The sequence below is a fragment of the uncultured Campylobacter sp. genome, assembly GCF_937980635.1.
Taxonomy (GTDB): Bacteria; Campylobacterota; Campylobacteria; order Campylobacterales; family Campylobacteraceae; genus Campylobacter_B.
The window spans coordinates 13,678-28,859 of the sequence record NZ_CALJPG010000016.1; the positions used below are offsets into that span (position 1 = coordinate 13,678).

At 45.2% G+C, this 15,182-nt stretch carries 15 protein-coding genes; 10 read left to right on the top strand and 5 right to left on the bottom strand.

Annotated features, from left to right (window positions below; genetic code table 11):
- Positions 1 to 240: 240 nt before the first annotated feature.
- The 3 genes from Q0460_RS03190 (at position 241) to Q0460_RS03200 (ending at position 2,558) form a co-directional block, all read left to right on the top strand.
- The gene (locus Q0460_RS03190) at positions 241 to 798 is read left to right on the top strand and encodes a rhomboid family intramembrane serine protease (RefSeq protein WP_299084774.1); all 558 of its coding nucleotides are present in this window, start codon (positions 241 to 243) and stop codon (positions 796 to 798) included.
- 44 nt (positions 799 to 842) lie between these two features.
- Positions 843 to 1,514 carry a histidine phosphatase family protein gene (locus tag Q0460_RS03195; RefSeq protein ID WP_299084776.1) on the top strand — a complete coding sequence of 224 codons (672 nt, stop codon included), beginning with the start codon at positions 843 to 845 and terminating at the stop codon, positions 1,512 to 1,514.
- Positions 1,515 to 1,913: 399 nt separating this feature from the next.
- Complete coding sequence (locus Q0460_RS03200; protein WP_299084778.1) at positions 1,914 to 2,558, top strand: ferritin family protein; 645 nt, start codon at positions 1,914 to 1,916, stop codon at positions 2,556 to 2,558.
- Positions 2,559 to 3,371: 813 nt separating this feature from the next.
- Here the strand turns inward: Q0460_RS03200 and Q0460_RS03205 are convergent.
- Positions 3,372 to 4,433 carry a tyrosine-type recombinase/integrase gene (locus Q0460_RS03205; protein WP_299084780.1) on the bottom strand — a complete coding sequence of 354 codons (1,062 nt, stop codon included), beginning with the start codon at positions 4,431 to 4,433 and terminating at the stop codon, positions 3,372 to 3,374.
- A complete protein-coding gene (locus Q0460_RS03210; RefSeq protein ID WP_299084782.1) occupies positions 4,430 to 7,018 on the bottom strand; it encodes an AsmA-like C-terminal domain-containing protein in 2,589 nt (862 codons plus the stop codon). Before Q0460_RS03210 ends, Q0460_RS03205 begins: the two co-directional genes overlap by 4 nt.
- Positions 7,019 to 7,147: 129 nt before the next feature.
- Here Q0460_RS03210 and mltG point away from each other — a divergent pair, with 129 nt between their 5' ends.
- The 6 genes from mltG (at position 7,148) to Q0460_RS03240 (ending at position 12,317) form a co-directional block, all read left to right on the top strand.
- On the top strand, positions 7,148 to 8,098 hold the full coding sequence (mltG, locus tag Q0460_RS03215; protein WP_299084785.1) for an endolytic transglycosylase MltG: 951 nt from the start codon (positions 7,148 to 7,150) through the stop codon (positions 8,096 to 8,098).
- A 108-nt stretch (positions 8,099 to 8,206) separates the two neighbouring features.
- Positions 8,207 to 9,088: a malate dehydrogenase gene (locus Q0460_RS03220; protein ID WP_299084788.1), complete on the top strand. Its 882-nt coding sequence runs from the start codon at positions 8,207 to 8,209 to the stop codon at positions 9,086 to 9,088.
- A gap of 399 nt (positions 9,089 to 9,487) precedes the next feature.
- Complete coding sequence (locus tag Q0460_RS03225; protein WP_177388316.1) at positions 9,488 to 9,799, top strand: 4Fe-4S binding protein; 312 nt, start codon at positions 9,488 to 9,490, stop codon at positions 9,797 to 9,799.
- Positions 9,799 to 10,920, top strand: coding sequence for a 2-oxoglutarate synthase subunit alpha (locus Q0460_RS03230; RefSeq protein ID WP_299084795.1), 1,122 nt, complete (start codon positions 9,799 to 9,801; stop codon positions 10,918 to 10,920). The genes Q0460_RS03225 and Q0460_RS03230 overlap by 1 nt, the downstream gene beginning before the upstream one ends.
- On the top strand, positions 10,921 to 11,766 hold the full coding sequence (locus tag Q0460_RS03235) for a 2-oxoglutarate ferredoxin oxidoreductase subunit beta (RefSeq protein ID WP_299084798.1): 846 nt from the start codon (positions 10,921 to 10,923) through the stop codon (positions 11,764 to 11,766). It abuts the gene before it with no gap.
- On the top strand, positions 11,763 to 12,317 hold the full coding sequence (locus tag Q0460_RS03240; RefSeq protein WP_299084801.1) for a 2-oxoacid:acceptor oxidoreductase family protein: 555 nt from the start codon (positions 11,763 to 11,765) through the stop codon (positions 12,315 to 12,317). The genes Q0460_RS03235 and Q0460_RS03240 overlap by 4 nt, the downstream gene beginning before the upstream one ends.
- 218 nt (positions 12,318 to 12,535) lie before the next feature.
- Here Q0460_RS03240 and Q0460_RS03245 read toward each other — a convergent pair whose 3' ends face one another.
- The 3 genes from Q0460_RS03245 to Q0460_RS03255 all read right to left on the bottom strand — a co-directional run bounded on the left by Q0460_RS03245 (position 12,536) and on the right by Q0460_RS03255 (position 14,332).
- A complete protein-coding gene (locus Q0460_RS03245; RefSeq protein ID WP_299084803.1) occupies positions 12,536 to 13,036 on the bottom strand; it encodes a hypothetical protein in 501 nt (166 codons plus the stop codon).
- Between the two features lie 2 nt (positions 13,037 to 13,038).
- Entirely contained in the window at positions 13,039 to 13,551 is a 513-nt protein-coding gene (locus Q0460_RS03250) for a hypothetical protein (protein ID WP_299084805.1), read from the bottom strand.
- A 283-nt stretch (positions 13,552 to 13,834) separates the two neighbouring features.
- Positions 13,835 to 14,332: a hypothetical protein gene (locus Q0460_RS03255; protein ID WP_299084808.1), complete on the bottom strand. Its 498-nt coding sequence runs from the start codon at positions 14,330 to 14,332 to the stop codon at positions 13,835 to 13,837.
- A 213-nt stretch (positions 14,333 to 14,545) separates the two neighbouring features.
- On the opposite strand from Q0460_RS03255, the gene Q0460_RS03260 reads away from it, so the two are divergent.
- Positions 14,546 to 15,028, top strand: a complete 483-nt coding sequence (locus Q0460_RS03260; RefSeq protein ID WP_299084811.1) for a flavodoxin domain-containing protein — start codon at positions 14,546 to 14,548, stop codon at positions 15,026 to 15,028.
- Positions 15,029 to 15,182 lie beyond the last annotated feature (154 nt).

The following is a 15,182-nucleotide window of genomic DNA, read 5'->3' on the forward strand; positions in this document are numbered from 1 at the left end:
TATAAATTCCGTAAAACTTTCAAAAAAGATTTACGGTCTAAATTTTATTATGGAGATTTTAATTTAAAGCTCTATATCTAAATTTTAGCGCAGCTATTTTGATAAGGCGCTTACAACCAAAACTATTGCCAAAATTGTGATGCTAGCTTATCTATAATTTATCTCGAGCCTATAAAATTACACGACGCCTTTAATTTAATCAAAATTTTGCTACTATGCGTGAAAAATTTAAGGAGCTTCATGCAAACAGGCAAATTTACTCTCGCGATCATCGCGGTGAATATCCTATTTTTCGTGATTTCATTCGCATTGGAATATTTTTTCGGCTTTAAGTCCTACCTGTTTTTCGGGCTCAATCCATATTTTTTCGAGGGGATGCCGTGGCAGCTACTAAGTTCATTTTTTATGCACGGCGGAGTGATGCATCTAGCGATGAATATGGCAGTTTTGTATCAATTCGGCGGGATTTTAGAGCGAGCGTTCGGTGGGATAAAATTTACGCTACTTTACATCGCAGGAGGGCTGCTGAGCGGCGCTTTATGTCTGATTTATATCCGTTATGCCATGAGCATGGGAGAAATCGTCAATATCGTAGGCGCTAGTGGCGCTATTTGCGTGCTTTTAGGCGTGATTGCTTATTTTGATGAACACAATGCGGGCGGGATTTTTATCGCAATTTTGATAATGAGCTTTGCGCCGATGTTAATGGGCGTAAATGTGGCATGGTATGCACACATAGCGGGATTTGTGGTTGGTTATGGCTTTGGAATTATCCAGAAAAAATTTAGAATTTTGTAGAATTTAACGCTAAATTTTACATAAAATTTTATGAAAGGATGCAGATGAAACGGATATATTTTATAAGACATGCCGAGGCGCAAAGCGGCAAAAGCGATTTTGAGCGGGCATTAAGCCAAGTGGGCGAACTTTGCGCAATTAAACTCGGAGAAAAGCTGCGCAGCTTGGGACTTATGCCTGATTTGATTATTACAAGCTCGGCTATACGAGCACTCCATACGGCGCAAATTATCGCTAATGCGCTGAGCGCGACAAAAAGGGTAGTGCCATTGCGAGAGTTATACGACATAAGCTTATGGGATTTAGCAAAGTTTGTTCGCAGCTTGGATGAGAAACGATTTTTTGGGTGCAGTGTGAATGTTGAAAAATACAATGCGGTCGGTCTTAGTAGCGAAAAACATCGCGACGCAAACGCTGAAAATTCTGCTTTTAAGAGCACTAAAATTCCCGCTAGCATTAGCGAAAATAATGCGCTATCTTGCAATGATGTGGAAATTTCTAGCACAGATGTTATGCGAAATTTTAACGCAGCTAGCGCAGAATGCGTATTTATCGTTGGACATAATCCGGCAATAGGCGGAATTTGCTCACTTTTAGGAGAAAAGGAAGTCGATAAATTTCCTCCTTGTTCGATTTGCGGCTTAGAATTTAACGTTTATAAATTCTCAGATATTACCGATCATAGCGGCAAAACGGTAATGCTACAATGCCCTTAATTACGCTTTTAATGTTTAATAATTGCATTTTTGAGTATTTAAAGCTGCTTTTTGCCCAGCATTATCATATGCTCGTGAAATAAGACCATATAGCAAAATAGTAAATTACTTTGAGATAACTTTAAATTCTAAAAAATTTCCAATGATATGGCTAGCCTTGAAAATCGCAGACTAAATGAGTCAAAAAACTAAATTTCATATTTTTAGACGATCGAGCGTTAGCGCTTTTGCTTGAAATTCTATTTGCTTTGAAAAATCTTAAGTTTAAATTTTTCGGACGAAAAATTCGTGCCAAAATTTTCTCAAAAATATAAATTTATTGAGAAGAATAAAATTTATTAAGTAAAATTTAATAGTAGCTGTGGTATCATTCCCCAAAAATTTTGATAGGGAATTGAAATGAGACAGTATGAAACTTACAGATGCGAAAAGTGCGGTGCAGAGGTCGAGGTTCAAAACGTAGGCGGCGGCACGCTTAGTTGCTGCGGCGAGCCGATGAAATGTATCACCGAGGATCTGACGCAGGTAAATTTGATGAAGGCGTTCGCAGGCGAGTCCCAGGCGCGCAATAAATACGATCTTTACGGCGATTTGGCCAAAGAGGCGGGCTTTCACGCCATTGCGCGACATTTTTACGAGGCCGCTGAAAACGAAAAATGGCATGCCAGAGCTGAGCTAAAGGCGCATCATGCGGCCGCAGGTATTCCGCTTGATAAGATGGATAAAAATCTGCTTGATGCCGCCGCCGGCGAGCGCTACGAGCACGAGAGCATGTATCCGAGCTTCGCTAAAATCGCGACCGAAGAGGGCAAAAAAGAGGTTGCGCGCCTTTTTAACGCCATCGGCAAGGTCGAGCAGGAGCACGAGCGCGAATACAACGAGCTTCAAAAGATCCTGCTAGAGGAGGGCTTTTTCGAGAGCTTTGACGAGGAAGTTTGGGTGTGCGAGGTCTGCGGGCATGTTCATCGCGGCAAGAAAGCCCCAGGCGCCTGTCCGCTTTGCAAAGCTCCACGTGAGTATTTTAAAAAACAAAGGCTCGTTTAATTTTGATGCTTGCGGCACGGCGTTTTTTTTGCGATAGTTTTTGAAGCCGTCGCAAATCTCGTTTATTGTCGCGAGCCGATCGCTTAAATCTTGGTTTAAAATTTTGCGCGAGATTTCGTCTTTTTGCTCCTTTTTGCCGCGGACTCCGTGGCTAGACGAAATCTCGGGCTAAATTTATTTAGCCTAAACTCCTTTTCTTATCCCCCTAAGAAATGAAATCCTGCTCGCAAGAGCGGGATTTCCGTCGTAAAATAAATCTAAAATAATCATGCCGATGATTTTATCTCTTTAAATTTTATTAGAAATTCCTATATGATTCCTGCGCTATTTACGTAGCAAACTTCGCGCCAGTAAATTTCGTAGCAAACTTTGGTGGCAATCTTTTGCGTCTTTAAATTTTAAGGAGAATTCGGTGCGATGAGAATTTGAAAGCAAATCAAACTATAAAATTTCGATGGTTGAAATTTTAAATCAGAAATTCCATCCTTGCGGAATTTGCAGATAAATTTTATATCTACTATCTCTTAATATGCCGTTTATCTTTTGCTTATAAAATCCTCGGATGAAATCCCGTATCGTAAAAATTTAAATGAAATTTTGCACTAAATTTATCTGGAATTTTAGGCAAAATCACAAGGTAAAATTTTAGGTTTTGTTATGCGAATATGAAAAACAAATTTTAAGATTTTTCAAAATAAAATTCTAAACCTCTTGTAAAATAAATTCCATAAAAAACGATTTAAAAGCCGCCTCAAAACGAAATTCAAAAAATCTCGCTCAAGTAAGCCTCGCGCCGCTGCAAATTTTAAAATTTCACTCCTCGAATTCCTCCGCGACCTTCGCTGCAAGGCGCAGTTTGTCGCTATCGAAGTGGGTGTAGATGCGCGAAGTATTTAGGCTCGCGTGGCCGAGGGCTTCTTGGACGAGTACGAGGTCCTTTTGCTTTTTGTAAAGCATCGTTGCGAAGGTGTGGCGCAGCATATGAGCGCCGTTTTTTTCCTTGCGTATGCCCGCGCTCATTAAAATTTTCTCCACGATGCCGCTGACGTATGCTTGCGTAAGCGGCGCGCCGTTTTTGGTGACGAAAAGATAGCCCTCTTTGTTGGCAAAGTTCGTCTCCAGCGCGTTTAGATGCTCCTCGATCAGGTGGCGTTTGATCATTACGATGCGATATTTGTTGCCCTTGCCGCGGATTCGGATGACGAAAAGATCGCCCTCGGGCGCGATATCTTTGCGCTTGAGATTTATCGCTTCGCCCACGCGGATGCCGGTGTAGACGATGATTTTTACGATCAGGCGGTTGCGATGCGCAAAGGAGCGAAACTCGCTTAGATTTATCGCATCCAAAAACCGCTTCAATTCCTCCTCGCTCATAAACTCCGGAAGCTTCGTACCGCGGCTACCGCTAATGCCGCCCCAGTGCTTAAGCTCGATGCCGAAGTTATGTGAGGTGCCGTCCTGCTCGTTCTGGCGGTCGATGAAGCCGAAAAAATTTATTAGCGCGATTCGGTAGTTTTTTTTGCTCGCATCGCTCAGCCCGCCCGTAATCGAGGCTAAAATTTCGCTCAAAAGCTCCTCGTCGATATTTTTCATACTCTCAAGACCGTACTGCATGATCGCTTCGTAAAATTTTTTAAGCGGATTGAAATAGGTATTGATGCCGGTAAGACCCGCGTTTCGAGCGTCTTTTGCGAGCCGCTCGAGTTCATTGATATTTGCTACCTCGTGATTTAACGCCAGGCTTGCACGGCGAAACAGCGCGTCGTTTTTCAGCTCCTTATTCGATAGCGCGCTTAGCTTGTAGCGCACGAATTTTACGAGCCAAAACAGCAGCGATTTTTCAAAGCTATCCTTATAGTCGAGCGGGAATTTCATCTGTTCTCCTCGCTGTCGCCGAAGATCACGAAAGGTAGCATCAGCGTGTTTTTGATGAGATTATAAGGCGTTTTTAGCACGTCGGTCGCAACGCCGGTCGAGTAGGTAGGCTTTTTCATCGTGCCGCGAATCTCGATGATCGTGGAGATCGTATTGTTTTCGCCCAAGATGATATGATTTAGCAGCGGGATTTTTGAGATTATCGAGCTTGCGTCTTTAAGGTATTTAAGCTCTAGATCGATATTCAGCGCGCCGCTTTTCATATCCACTTCGCCGTTACCAGCAATGTCTGCGCTACTGCCGGTAAAGTTCATCGCGTTTATGTAAATTTTATCGCCGCTGCGGCGAAAGTAAATTTTACCCTTCTGGACGCTAAAGCCGCGATCGTTGAAATCGGGCGTCTTAAACGTTAGTAGCGACGGCACCGAGTTTATAAAGCTAAGCAGCCTTTGATAGATGATGTAGTCCTTCAGATAGGTGTTTTGCACGTTGATCTCGCCGCGGTAGTTACGCGGATCGATACCGCTTGCTTTTAGAGTAAATACCCCTCCGTCGAAGCTCTGCGAGCCTAGGAATTGATTGAGCGCCTCGCCGCTGATGTTTTGCGCAAAAATTTGAAGCAGGCTCTTTTTAAAGATCAACTTCACGTCGCCGCGTTTGAAATTCGCGTTTAGGTTCATATTTTTGCCGTCCAGCACGCCGTTAAAATGCGTAAATTTAAGTGTCTTATTAAGATCGGATAGTACGATCGCAGAATTTTGCCCGCTGAAATTTATCGGCGAGCGCTCCTTCGTGCCGCTATTAAACTCGCTGGTTTGCACGCTCGTATTGATCGCGACGTCCACGTCTTTTAGAGCGACGAAGTTACCGCCTTTGTTTATTTTAAGAGAAATTTTACCGCTTCCGCTAGAGCCGTCCAGATCGCCCCCGCGCACCCGAAGCGCGAAAGAATCGTTTTTGTAGGCTCTGCCGTCTTTGTTTAGCAGACCGAAATCAAAGATAAGATTGTTGCTGCTGATATCCAAATTTGTAAAATCGCTGGTTAAAATTTTAAGATCTCCGCCGCTAATGCCCGCGTTTTTAAGCGTCTTAGAAAAGGGCAGAATTCCGCTAATATCGGGCGAGCTAATCTCGATCCGCTCGCCGAAACTCATCTTTGCGCCCAAAAATTGCGAACTTAGCACCGGCGCCTTGCCGCTAAAATCAAGGCTTATATTATCTCGCGCGTCACCAAATTTTAAAATTTCTTTGCCGTTCGGGGAGAGATTAAAGCTATGGATTATGCCGTTAAATTTGGCCTTGCGCGTGGCGATATCGATACTGCCGCTTGCCGTGGCGTTAAAAATTTCATTTTGTAGATTCGCGTCTTTGATGTCGATCTTTTTTTCTGTGATATGTACCCGCGCAGCTTTGGAGTGAAATTTCGCTTTAGAGATCATCAGATCGGCGTCTTTTAGCGTCACGTTCGCATCCACCTTGGCGCTTTCCTTCTCGACGTCCACGTCTATCAGCACGCGTGCATCGATCCCGCCGCCTAGCGGATATACGGGCTCGTTTATGCCGTAGCTTTGCAAAATATCCACAAGGTCTTTGCCCAAACTCTCCTTGGTTCGCAGATCCAGATATACGATCGGCTTCTCTTCAAAAAGCCCGCCGATACGCACACCGCTTCCCTCCAGGCTTTTGCCTTTAAATTTAGGCTCGTTCAGCGCAAAATTTAGATAATCGTTTTTGAGCGTGATGTTGGCGTCTTTTACCGTTACGGCTTCGATTTGCGGCTGAAATTTTATCGTAAGATCCTGCGCATAAGCCGTGGCGCTAACGTTTTCGGCGATCGGGCGCGGATCTTTTAGATCGACTTTGGCATGCAGATTTTCGATGTAGTAGTTTTGCGCGACCGCCTTGCCGTAGATCCACTCATTCGCAAGAGGATTTAGCCCTGTTAGCGCGCCCAGCTCATTCATAAAATTTTTCAGACTCAAGGCCGAGGCGCGGTTTATCTCGATATTTAACTCCGAGCCGATATTGTGCACGTCAAGCTCGCCTGCGATCTCGTGCGAAGCGAAGGTGCCGTTAAAATCATACGTATCGGCTTTGAAATTTGCTCGTGCCGTGCCGTGCAGAGTGAGATTAAAATCATTTAGCTTAAGCTCGATCGGATCGAAGTTCAGCCCGTCTGCGCCAGGCGTGATCTTTGAGCTTAGCCTAAAAAACCGCGTGTCGGCGTAAAAAACGTCGCTTTTGTATTTTAGCTTTAGGCTTTCGCCTTTTATTTTCATATTGTCTACGTCGATCTCTTCGAAAAAGGAGTTGATGAGCGAGATTTTTTTGCTAAATTCTAAAATTTTCTCGCTTTGCGTGCGCAGATCAGTGGAATTTTGCTCTAAATTTTGTGTATTATTTTGCGTAATTTCAAGATTTTTGATGCGCAGCACGAGACTTTTATTTAGCTTGAGATAAAACCCCTCAAGCTTTGCAAAGCCTACGTCCAGCTGCGAAATCGCAATACCGTGCTTTAGAGCCACGGCGCATATTATAAAAAGTATAGTAAGAGTAAGAAAAAATCTAGCTAAAAATTTATACATCATCGTCCCATTAAAAAGCTACGCTCAAAACCAAATCGAGCGTGCCGAAAAACTGCGCTTATAATATGAAATTTATTCAAAATTTTGGCTTATTTGCCTATAATTTCAGCTAAATTTTGAAAGGAATGCATGAAATTCTTTATAAAGCTCATCAAAGCGGCGTGCATTTGTATCGAGCTTGCGGCTATCGTTCTTTTGGCCGTGGGCTTTGATCTACACGAGCGCGTCGGCAACGCGAAAACCGTACAGATAGGTCAGGGCAGCTCAACGAAAATTTTATCGCAACTCTCAAAGAGTTATCCAAAATTTACGAAATTTGATGCGAGGCTACTTTCTTTTTACGGCGGCGCAAAAACCGGCGAGCTGGAGCTTAGCGGCGAAAATTTGCCCAAATATCAATTTTTGTATGAGCTAAGCGTCGCAAAGCCCGTGATGAACGAGATCAAGCTGATCCCCGGAGAGACTACGATCGTGTTTTTAAAACAACTTGCGAAAGATCGCGGACTAAGCTTTAGCGAGCTTGAGCGCGAATACAACGCCACAGCGCCGTTTTACGAGGGCTTTTTGGTTCCCGAAACCTATAAAATAGGCAAAAACGAAAGCGAAAAAAATATCATCGACCACCTCGTTTCAAGCGCGCAAAAATTCCACGAAGACTTGTCGCGCGAGCTTATCGGCGAATATAACGCCACGGCGTGGAAACAGGTGCTAATCAAAGCCTCTGTCATTCAAAAAGAGGCCGCAAACGCAGATGAGATGCCCCTCGTAGCTTCCGTCATCGACAACCGCTTGGCCAAAAATATGCGCCTTCAGATGGACGGCACGCTGAATTACGGCGAGTTTTCGCATGTCAAGATCACTCCGCAGCGCATCCGCACCGACACCAGCCACTACAACACCTACCTCAACGACGGACTTCCCAAAGAGCCCGTGTGCGTGGTCTCTCGCGATGCGATACGCGCCGTTTTCACGCCCGCAAAGAGCGAGTATCTGTATTTTATGCGAAATAAAAAAACGGGGCTTCACGATTTTGCGCGCACGCAAGCCGAGCACGAGCGCAACGTAAAGGCGCAGAGGTAAAATTTAAGGTCGCTTCGGCTTAAATTTTAAAAACGAAATTTCGTCTTTAAATTTTAAAATTTAAATCCCGCAGTTATAAAAATGCGGGCTGATATTTAGGAGATAACAATGAAAATAGCGATATTCGGCGCGGGAAACATCGGCGCGGCGGTAGCAAACGATCTTATTGTAAGCGATTCTTTAAGCCAAAAGATAGATAGCATCGTGCTTGTGGATACGGTAGAACAGATCGCGCGCGGCAAGGCACTCGATCTTGCCCATACGGCGGCGGTTTACGAGCGCGACCTGCGCATAAGCGGCAGCACCGAGCCCGGCGACATAGCGGACGCAGGCGTTGTCGTGATCACGGCGGGGCGCGCAAGAAAGGCGGGGCAGAGTAGGGAGGAGCTGTTTGGCAGCAACGCCGCCATCGTCGCGCAATGCGCGCGAGATGCCGCAAAATACGCGCCTAGCTCCATCATCATCGTCGTTACCAATCCGCTTGATATGATGGTTTATGCGGCGCTGCAGGCTAGCGGGTTTGCAAAAGAGCGCGTCATCGGCATGGCGGGCGAGCTAGATGGCGCGCGGCTTAAATTTGAACTCGCGCGCGCAAGCGGTAAGGAAATTTCATCGATGAGAAGCGCGATCGTGGGCCCGCATAGCGAAGAGATGATCGCGCTTAAAAACGAGCTGGGATTTGAAATTTCGGATGAAATTTTCGAGCGCGCGGTACAAAATACCAAATGCGCCGGCGCGCAGATCGGCGAGCTACTGGGCACGTCGGCGTATTTGGCGCCCGCTGCTGGGATCGTAAAGATCATAAAATACATCCTTTTTGATACCTGCGGCACGCTCGCCTGCTGCGTCGCGGATAGATCCGGAGTGCCTTTGGGGCGCTTCGTAAGCGTCGGCAAAATGGGCGCGATAGAGAAAAATTTTGCCTACTCTGGCGAGTTTTATGAGCAGCTTGAACGGATGCGTGAGCGGATAGCGGGGCTGAAGTTTTAGTGGATATAGAGCGAATTCGACGCGACGCGGAAACGGGATTCGTAGATTTAAAATTTCAAAGCGTAGAATTCTTGCGATAGAATTTTGCGGCATTAAATTTAACTTTGGCAAGAAATTTAAGCTCGCAGAATTTTACAGCGTAAAATTTCATTCACCATGGAATTTTAAAATTTGCGTAATTTTGCCCGCTGTGAAATTTCGTAGATTAAAATTTTACTTTGGCGAGAATTCTGTGTGGCGTAAAATTTTTAAACGCCACAAAATTTTAAAATTTAAACTCCGCAAAATTTAAAAACGAGAGGACTTTAATGCGATCAAAGCAGGCTTGCGCTGCAAAATTTCAAATTTTAAATCGCAAAGCGGGATTTAGTGCGGATTTTGATAAATTAAGGAGAAAATATGAGCGAAAATGAGAGCCAGCGCGCCGTCTGGACGGATGAGAGCCGCTGTAAGGCGTGCAATATCTGCGTAAGCGTCTGTCCTAGCGGTGCGATCGCGATGAGACAGGACGAGGGCGCCGTGCAGGGCATGATGATCGACGTTGTGGATGAGGGCGCCTGTATCGGCTGTAGGGAGTGCGAGTTGCACTGCCCTGATTTTGCGATTTTCGTTGCGCCCAAAGGCTTTAAATTCGCTCGTCTAAGCTCGCAGGCTAGAGAGATGGCAGAAAAGATCAAAAACAATAATTTTATGAAACCCAAGGACGCATAATGAGAGAGGTAATTTCCATAGGCAACGCCTTAATTGCGCGTGCGGCGATTGATTGCGGCTGTAATTTTTTCGGCGGCTATCCGATCACGCCGAGTAGCGAGATCGCGCACGAGATGAGCCGCTTGCTGCCTAAGGTCGGAGGCAAATTTATCCAGATGGAAGATGAAATTTCGGGCATTTCGGTAGCTTTAGGCGCGTCGATGAGCGGTGCAAAGGCGATGACGGCAAGCTCCGGTCCTGGAATTTCACTAAAATCAGAGCAGATTGGGCTTGGTTTTATCGCTGAAATTCCGCTTTTAATCGTAAATGTTATGCGCGGAGGTCCTAGCACAGGGCTTCCTACGCGAGTGGCACAGGGCGATATTTTGCAAGCTCGCAACCCAACTCACGGCGATTTCCAAAGCATCGCGCTGTGTCCGGGCTCGCTAAAGGAGGCTTACACGCAAACCGTGCGCGCCTTCAATCTAGCCGAGCGGTTTATGACGCCAGTATTTTTGCTACTTGATGAGACGCTTGGGCATATGCAAGCAAAGGCGGTGCTACCTGAAATTTCGGATCTAAAAATCGAGCGCAGGGCGGAATTTAAAGGTAGTCCTAAAGATTATGAGCCCTACGATGCTGCGCCCGATAAGCCTGCGGTGCTAAATCCCTTTTTTAGAGGATATCACTATCACATAACGGGGCTTCATCACGGCGCGAAGGGCTTTCCGACCGAAAATGAGCAGATCGTGGATCGCTCTATAAAAAGGCTTTTTAATAAAATTTCGGCGCATGAAGATGAGATCGTACAATATGAGGAATTTATGCTAGATGACGCCGAAATCTGCATCATCGCCTACGGCAGCGTTAGCCTAGCAGCAAAAGACGCGATTTTAAAGCTACGTAGGCAAGGCGTGCGTGTGGGACTTTTTCGCCCGATCACGCTGTGGCCAAGCCCTGCGCGCAAGCTAAGGGAGCTAGGGGAGAGATTTAATAAAATTTTGATCGCCGAGCTAAATTTAGGGCAGTATCTGCTAGAGGTGCAGCGCGCTTGCTTGAGGGATGATTTTAAGACGCTTCTTAAGGCAAACGGCAGACCGATCAGCCCTAGCGAGATTATCGAGAAAGTAAAGGAACTCTAAATGGCGTTTGATTACGATAAATATCTAAGAACGGACAAGATGCCTACGCTTTGGTGCTGGGGCTGCGGTGACGGAGTGATCTTAAAAGCGATCATCCGCGCAATTGACCGCTTAGGCTGGAGTATGGACGATGTGTGCGTGGTAAGCGGTATCGGCTGTAGCGGCAGGATGTCGAGTTACATAGATTGCAATACCGTCCATACGACGCACGGACGCGCGATAGCTTATGCTACGGGTATCAAGCTCGCAAATCCAGGTAAGCACGTAATCGTAGTCACTGGCGATGGCGATGGGCTTGCGATAGGGGGCAATCACACGATACATGGATGCCGCCGCAATATCGATCTAAATCATATCTTAGTAAATAATTTCATCTACGGGCTTACAAACTCGCAGACGAGCCCTACGACGCCGCGCGGGTTTTGGACGGTTACGGCGCAATACGGCAATGTCGATCCCAGCTTTGATGCGGCAAAACTTGCGATTGCCGCTGGAGCAACTTTTGTCGGACGTGAGAGCGTGACAAATCCCGAAAAAATCGAGCGACTTCTAGCCAAGGGCTTTGAGCACGATGGTTATAGTTTTTTTGATATTTTTAGCAACTGCCACGTAAATTTGGGTCGTAAAAATAAAATGAGCGAGGCGGTGCAAATGCTAAAGTGGCTCGATTCGCGCACGATTTCCAAAGCAAAATTTGACGCTCTTAGCGAGGATGAGCGAGCGGGGCTATTTCCGATTGGAGTTTTACATGAAGATAATGAGCACACCGAATACACAAAGGCGTATCAAAAGGTGATAGATGCGGCACAAAGCGGCGAAGCGATAAATTTTGAAGGACTAAGATGAATCAGTTAAGATTTGTGGGAGTGGGCGGTCAAGGCGTGATCTTAGCAGGTGAAATTCTAGCTGCGGCAAAGATCGCGCACGGCGGCTATGGAATCAAGGCATCTACGTATACCTCTCAGGTACGTGGCGGACCTACGAAAGTGGATATTATCTTAAGCGATGAAGAAATTCTATATCCTTACGCGAGTGAGGGCGAGATCGATTTCATGCTCGCAACGGCGCAGAGTAGCTACGATGCTTTCAAAAATGGCGTGAAAAAAGGTGGCGTGATCGTAATCGAGCCGAATTTAGTAGCGCCGAGCGATGAGGATAGGATAAACTTTAAAATTTATGAAATTCCAATCATCACCATCGCAAAATACGAAGTTGGAAACGTCATTACTCAAAGTGTCGTAGCTCTAGCGATCGCAGTAGAGCTTAGCCGCTGTATGGACTCAGGGCTCGTAAAAGAGCAAATGCTCCGCTCTGTGCCTGAAAAAACCCGTGCGCTAAATGAAAAGGCATATGATTTGGGGGTGAAATACGCGAGAGAGGTTTTAGAGCAAATTTAAAGACTTCATATAGAATTTATGATTAACCGCAAGAGTAAAATTTAAAAATTTTTATAGGTAAGATATAAAGTTTCTAGATTAGAATTTCAAAATTATATAGCTAATTGCTTACATTATTTTTTGATGGGTTGTACTAATTCAAATTGCCCGCCGCGACCTTTTAACTTTTCAGACTTTATAAAAAATTATTGCCGTTCTTTTATCCTGTTAAATTAATCTTATTCCAAAAGTTCTTTAGCTTTTTTCACCGGATTGCATTCATCGTCATTTAAACATGGCTCCAAACCATAGCTCATCTTACAAGCCAATTTTTTCTTCGAAGGCTCTATCGCCGCATCGCATACCTTTTTAAGATTTATAAATGCTCTTTTTATATTGCCCGTATAGTATAAATCATGCATCCCTGCGTTTAGGCAAAAATTTAATAATCCGGCATTGCAAGCTTTGTTTAACGCTTTTGTTGCGTCTTTATCTCTGCGCAAATATATTAATAAAATTCCCAATGCACCGCAGCTCTCAAAATTTTTTTCGTCGCATTTTGTCGATAAAGTATCTTTTAATATCGAGCAAGCTTCATAATCGCCTTTGTTCCAATCGCATTTATTCGCTAAATTTTTTAAGTTTGTATCGTTTATTGCGGCAGAGATATCAATGTCTATATTATTTTTTGCCAGCAAAGGCATGGATAAAAGTATCGCTAATGATAAAATTTTTCTCATGGTTATAGTCCTTTGATAATTTCTTTGGCTTTCATTAGCGGATCGCACTTTGCATCTTTAGAGCAGTCTTCAATCTCTTTCCTTATGCTGCAAGCAAGCCTTTTGTCCTCTGAAATTCCCTGTTTGCAAATTTTATCAAAACCCTTAGCGGCTCTTTCAAGATTTCCCGTAAAAAGTATATCGTTAATGGCAAGATAGGAGCAGTAAGACATGATATTTGCTTCACATGCTTTGATCAAAGGAGCGGATGAGAATTCGTATTGACCCAAATCCGTAAATATTATTCCGACAGCCCCGCAGCTTTCGTAATCTCCGCCGTCGCACTTCTTGGATAAAATTTCGACTAGCCTCGTGCATGCGCTGTATTTTCCGTCGCCGCTATTGCAAGCAATCGCTAAATCTTTTTCCTCTTTGGTTTTTAATAAATAATCCAAGCCTTCCGCCGCCGCAGCGGGGATCGCTGCAAATGCCGCTATAAACGCAAGTGCCAAAATTTTAATATAGAATTTTTTCATCGCAGCCCCCTATTTTTAAGCGGCGATTATATATTAAAATATTTTAGCGGGCTCTTAAAATTTTGCATAGTTAAAATTTCGATCGCCCGCTAAATTTTAGCGGCACCGTTTTCAAAAGCCGCGCCGCTTCGGGATTTAAAACACCGCTTTTAAAATTTTAAACGTCGCGATTAAATTTCAAATGTCGCTTGGCGGCTAAGTAAAATTCGCGGCGCACGATGATAAAATTTTAAAATTTCACCGCAAGCTTTAGGCGGCTTTAAATTTAACATACCGAGTTCTGTTAGCATCCCGAGTTCGGCTGTACCCGCGTTTCGCTGCCCGTGTGGATTAGCAGAGCCTTGCCGCGTCTAAATCTGCACGGCGGATCGGCTTGCACGGATGAGTACTCCTTGCCTTTAAATTTATAGATAATGTTGGAGCCTTGCATCGTCTTTTGGGAATTTTCGATCGCATCTCCGGCGACCGCGCCTACTACTGCGCCGCCCACGAGCCCCACCGTCTCAGCTAAGCGCCTGCCGCTGCTATGTTTGCCGAGCTTATGCCCGATGACCGCACCCGTAGTTCCGCCTGCGACGCCACCTAAAATTTTACCCGTATTGCCCTCGGAGCGCTCTACGTTGATTTTGGCAGGCAAGACGTCGACGATCTCGATCCGATCGCTCTGCCTCATGCGGTTCGTCTCGCTCGCGTCATAAACATCTCCGCCGTATCGATCCTGCGGGGTCGCGCAGCCACAAAGTGCGATCGCTGCAATCAAACATAATGTGAAATTCTTCATGTTTTCTCCTTTGTAATGAGCTACGGGCGGCATTATACTATTGATTTTTATACGAGCGGTTAAGTAGCAGCTTTAAAATTTTGCTGGCTCGCTGCCGCTTAAAATTAGCTGGATATGAGGCATCGCGCTATATCTGAGCGCCTTATAAAATTTTTATTTCACTCAAAATTTATCTTATTTTGTTAGAATCATTCTTATTTTTAAGGAGAGAAAATGAAAAAACTATTAGTTTACGCCACCAAAGGCGGCGACACGAAGGTCGTGAGCGAATACATCGCTTCAAAGCTCGGCTTTGAGATCAAGGAGGCCAAAGAGCTAAATGAAAAGGATTTGGCGGGCGCTAGCGCGTTTATTTTTGCGGCTTCGACGCACGGCGACGGACAGATCCAGGCTAAATTTGACAACAAATTGGAGCTTTTGAACAAAACCGATTTTGACGGACGCAAGGTCGCGCTCATAGGCGTTGGCAACGTCGAGCGCCACGGCAGCGATTTTTGCAGCGGTATGAGTGCGTTTTTGCCGGTGCTTAAAAAGGCCGATCTCATCGGCGCTTGGGGCGCGGAGGGCTATAAATTTCAACATTCGCGTGCCTTCATAAACGGCAAATTCGTGGGTCTTACGATCGATTTTAAGGGCGACGAGCACTGGCAGGCAAGGGCCGATAAGTGGATCGCCGCGGTTAAAGGCGAGTTTTAAATATTTCAACTTTTGCGCGACCGAGCGAGATTTGGGCTCATCGAGCCTAAAGCTCGTTAAATTTCCCATTAAATTTCACGCTCCGCTTCTGAGCTAAGCCCTCTTAAATTTCACTCGCCACAGCGTTAGAATTTCCGCGCGTCTAAGCACCGCC

Bases quoted from the DNA above. Each gene is read 5' to 3' on its own strand.
- Q0460_RS03190 (WP_299084774.1), top strand. From the start codon at position 241: ATGCAAACAGGCAAATTTACTCTCGCGATCATCGCGGTGAATATCCTA.
- Q0460_RS03195 (WP_299084776.1), top strand. From the start codon at position 843: ATGAAACGGATATATTTTATAAGACATGCCGAGGCGCAAAGCGGCAAA.
- Q0460_RS03200 (WP_299084778.1), top strand. From the start codon at position 1,914: ATGAGACAGTATGAAACTTACAGATGCGAAAAGTGCGGTGCAGAGGTC.
- Q0460_RS03205 (WP_299084780.1), bottom strand. From the start codon at position 4,433: ATGAAATTCCCGCTCGACTATAAGGATAGCTTTGAAAAATCGCTGCTG.
- Q0460_RS03210 (WP_299084782.1), bottom strand. From the start codon at position 7,018: ATGTATAAATTTTTAGCTAGATTTTTTCTTACTCTTACTATACTTTTT.
- mltG (WP_299084785.1), top strand. From the start codon at position 7,148: ATGAAATTCTTTATAAAGCTCATCAAAGCGGCGTGCATTTGTATCGAG.
- Q0460_RS03220 (WP_299084788.1), top strand. From the start codon at position 8,207: ATGAAAATAGCGATATTCGGCGCGGGAAACATCGGCGCGGCGGTAGCA.
- Q0460_RS03225 (WP_177388316.1), top strand. From the start codon at position 9,488: ATGAGCGAAAATGAGAGCCAGCGCGCCGTCTGGACGGATGAGAGCCGC.
- Q0460_RS03230 (WP_299084795.1), top strand. From the start codon at position 9,799: ATGAGAGAGGTAATTTCCATAGGCAACGCCTTAATTGCGCGTGCGGCG.
- Q0460_RS03235 (WP_299084798.1), top strand. From the start codon at position 10,921: ATGGCGTTTGATTACGATAAATATCTAAGAACGGACAAGATGCCTACG.
- Q0460_RS03240 (WP_299084801.1), top strand. From the start codon at position 11,763: ATGAATCAGTTAAGATTTGTGGGAGTGGGCGGTCAAGGCGTGATCTTA.
- Q0460_RS03245 (WP_299084803.1), bottom strand. From the start codon at position 13,036: ATGAGAAAAATTTTATCATTAGCGATACTTTTATCCATGCCTTTGCTG.
- Q0460_RS03250 (WP_299084805.1), bottom strand. From the start codon at position 13,551: ATGAAAAAATTCTATATTAAAATTTTGGCACTTGCGTTTATAGCGGCA.
- Q0460_RS03255 (WP_299084808.1), bottom strand. From the start codon at position 14,332: ATGAAGAATTTCACATTATGTTTGATTGCAGCGATCGCACTTTGTGGC.
- Q0460_RS03260 (WP_299084811.1), top strand. From the start codon at position 14,546: ATGAAAAAACTATTAGTTTACGCCACCAAAGGCGGCGACACGAAGGTC.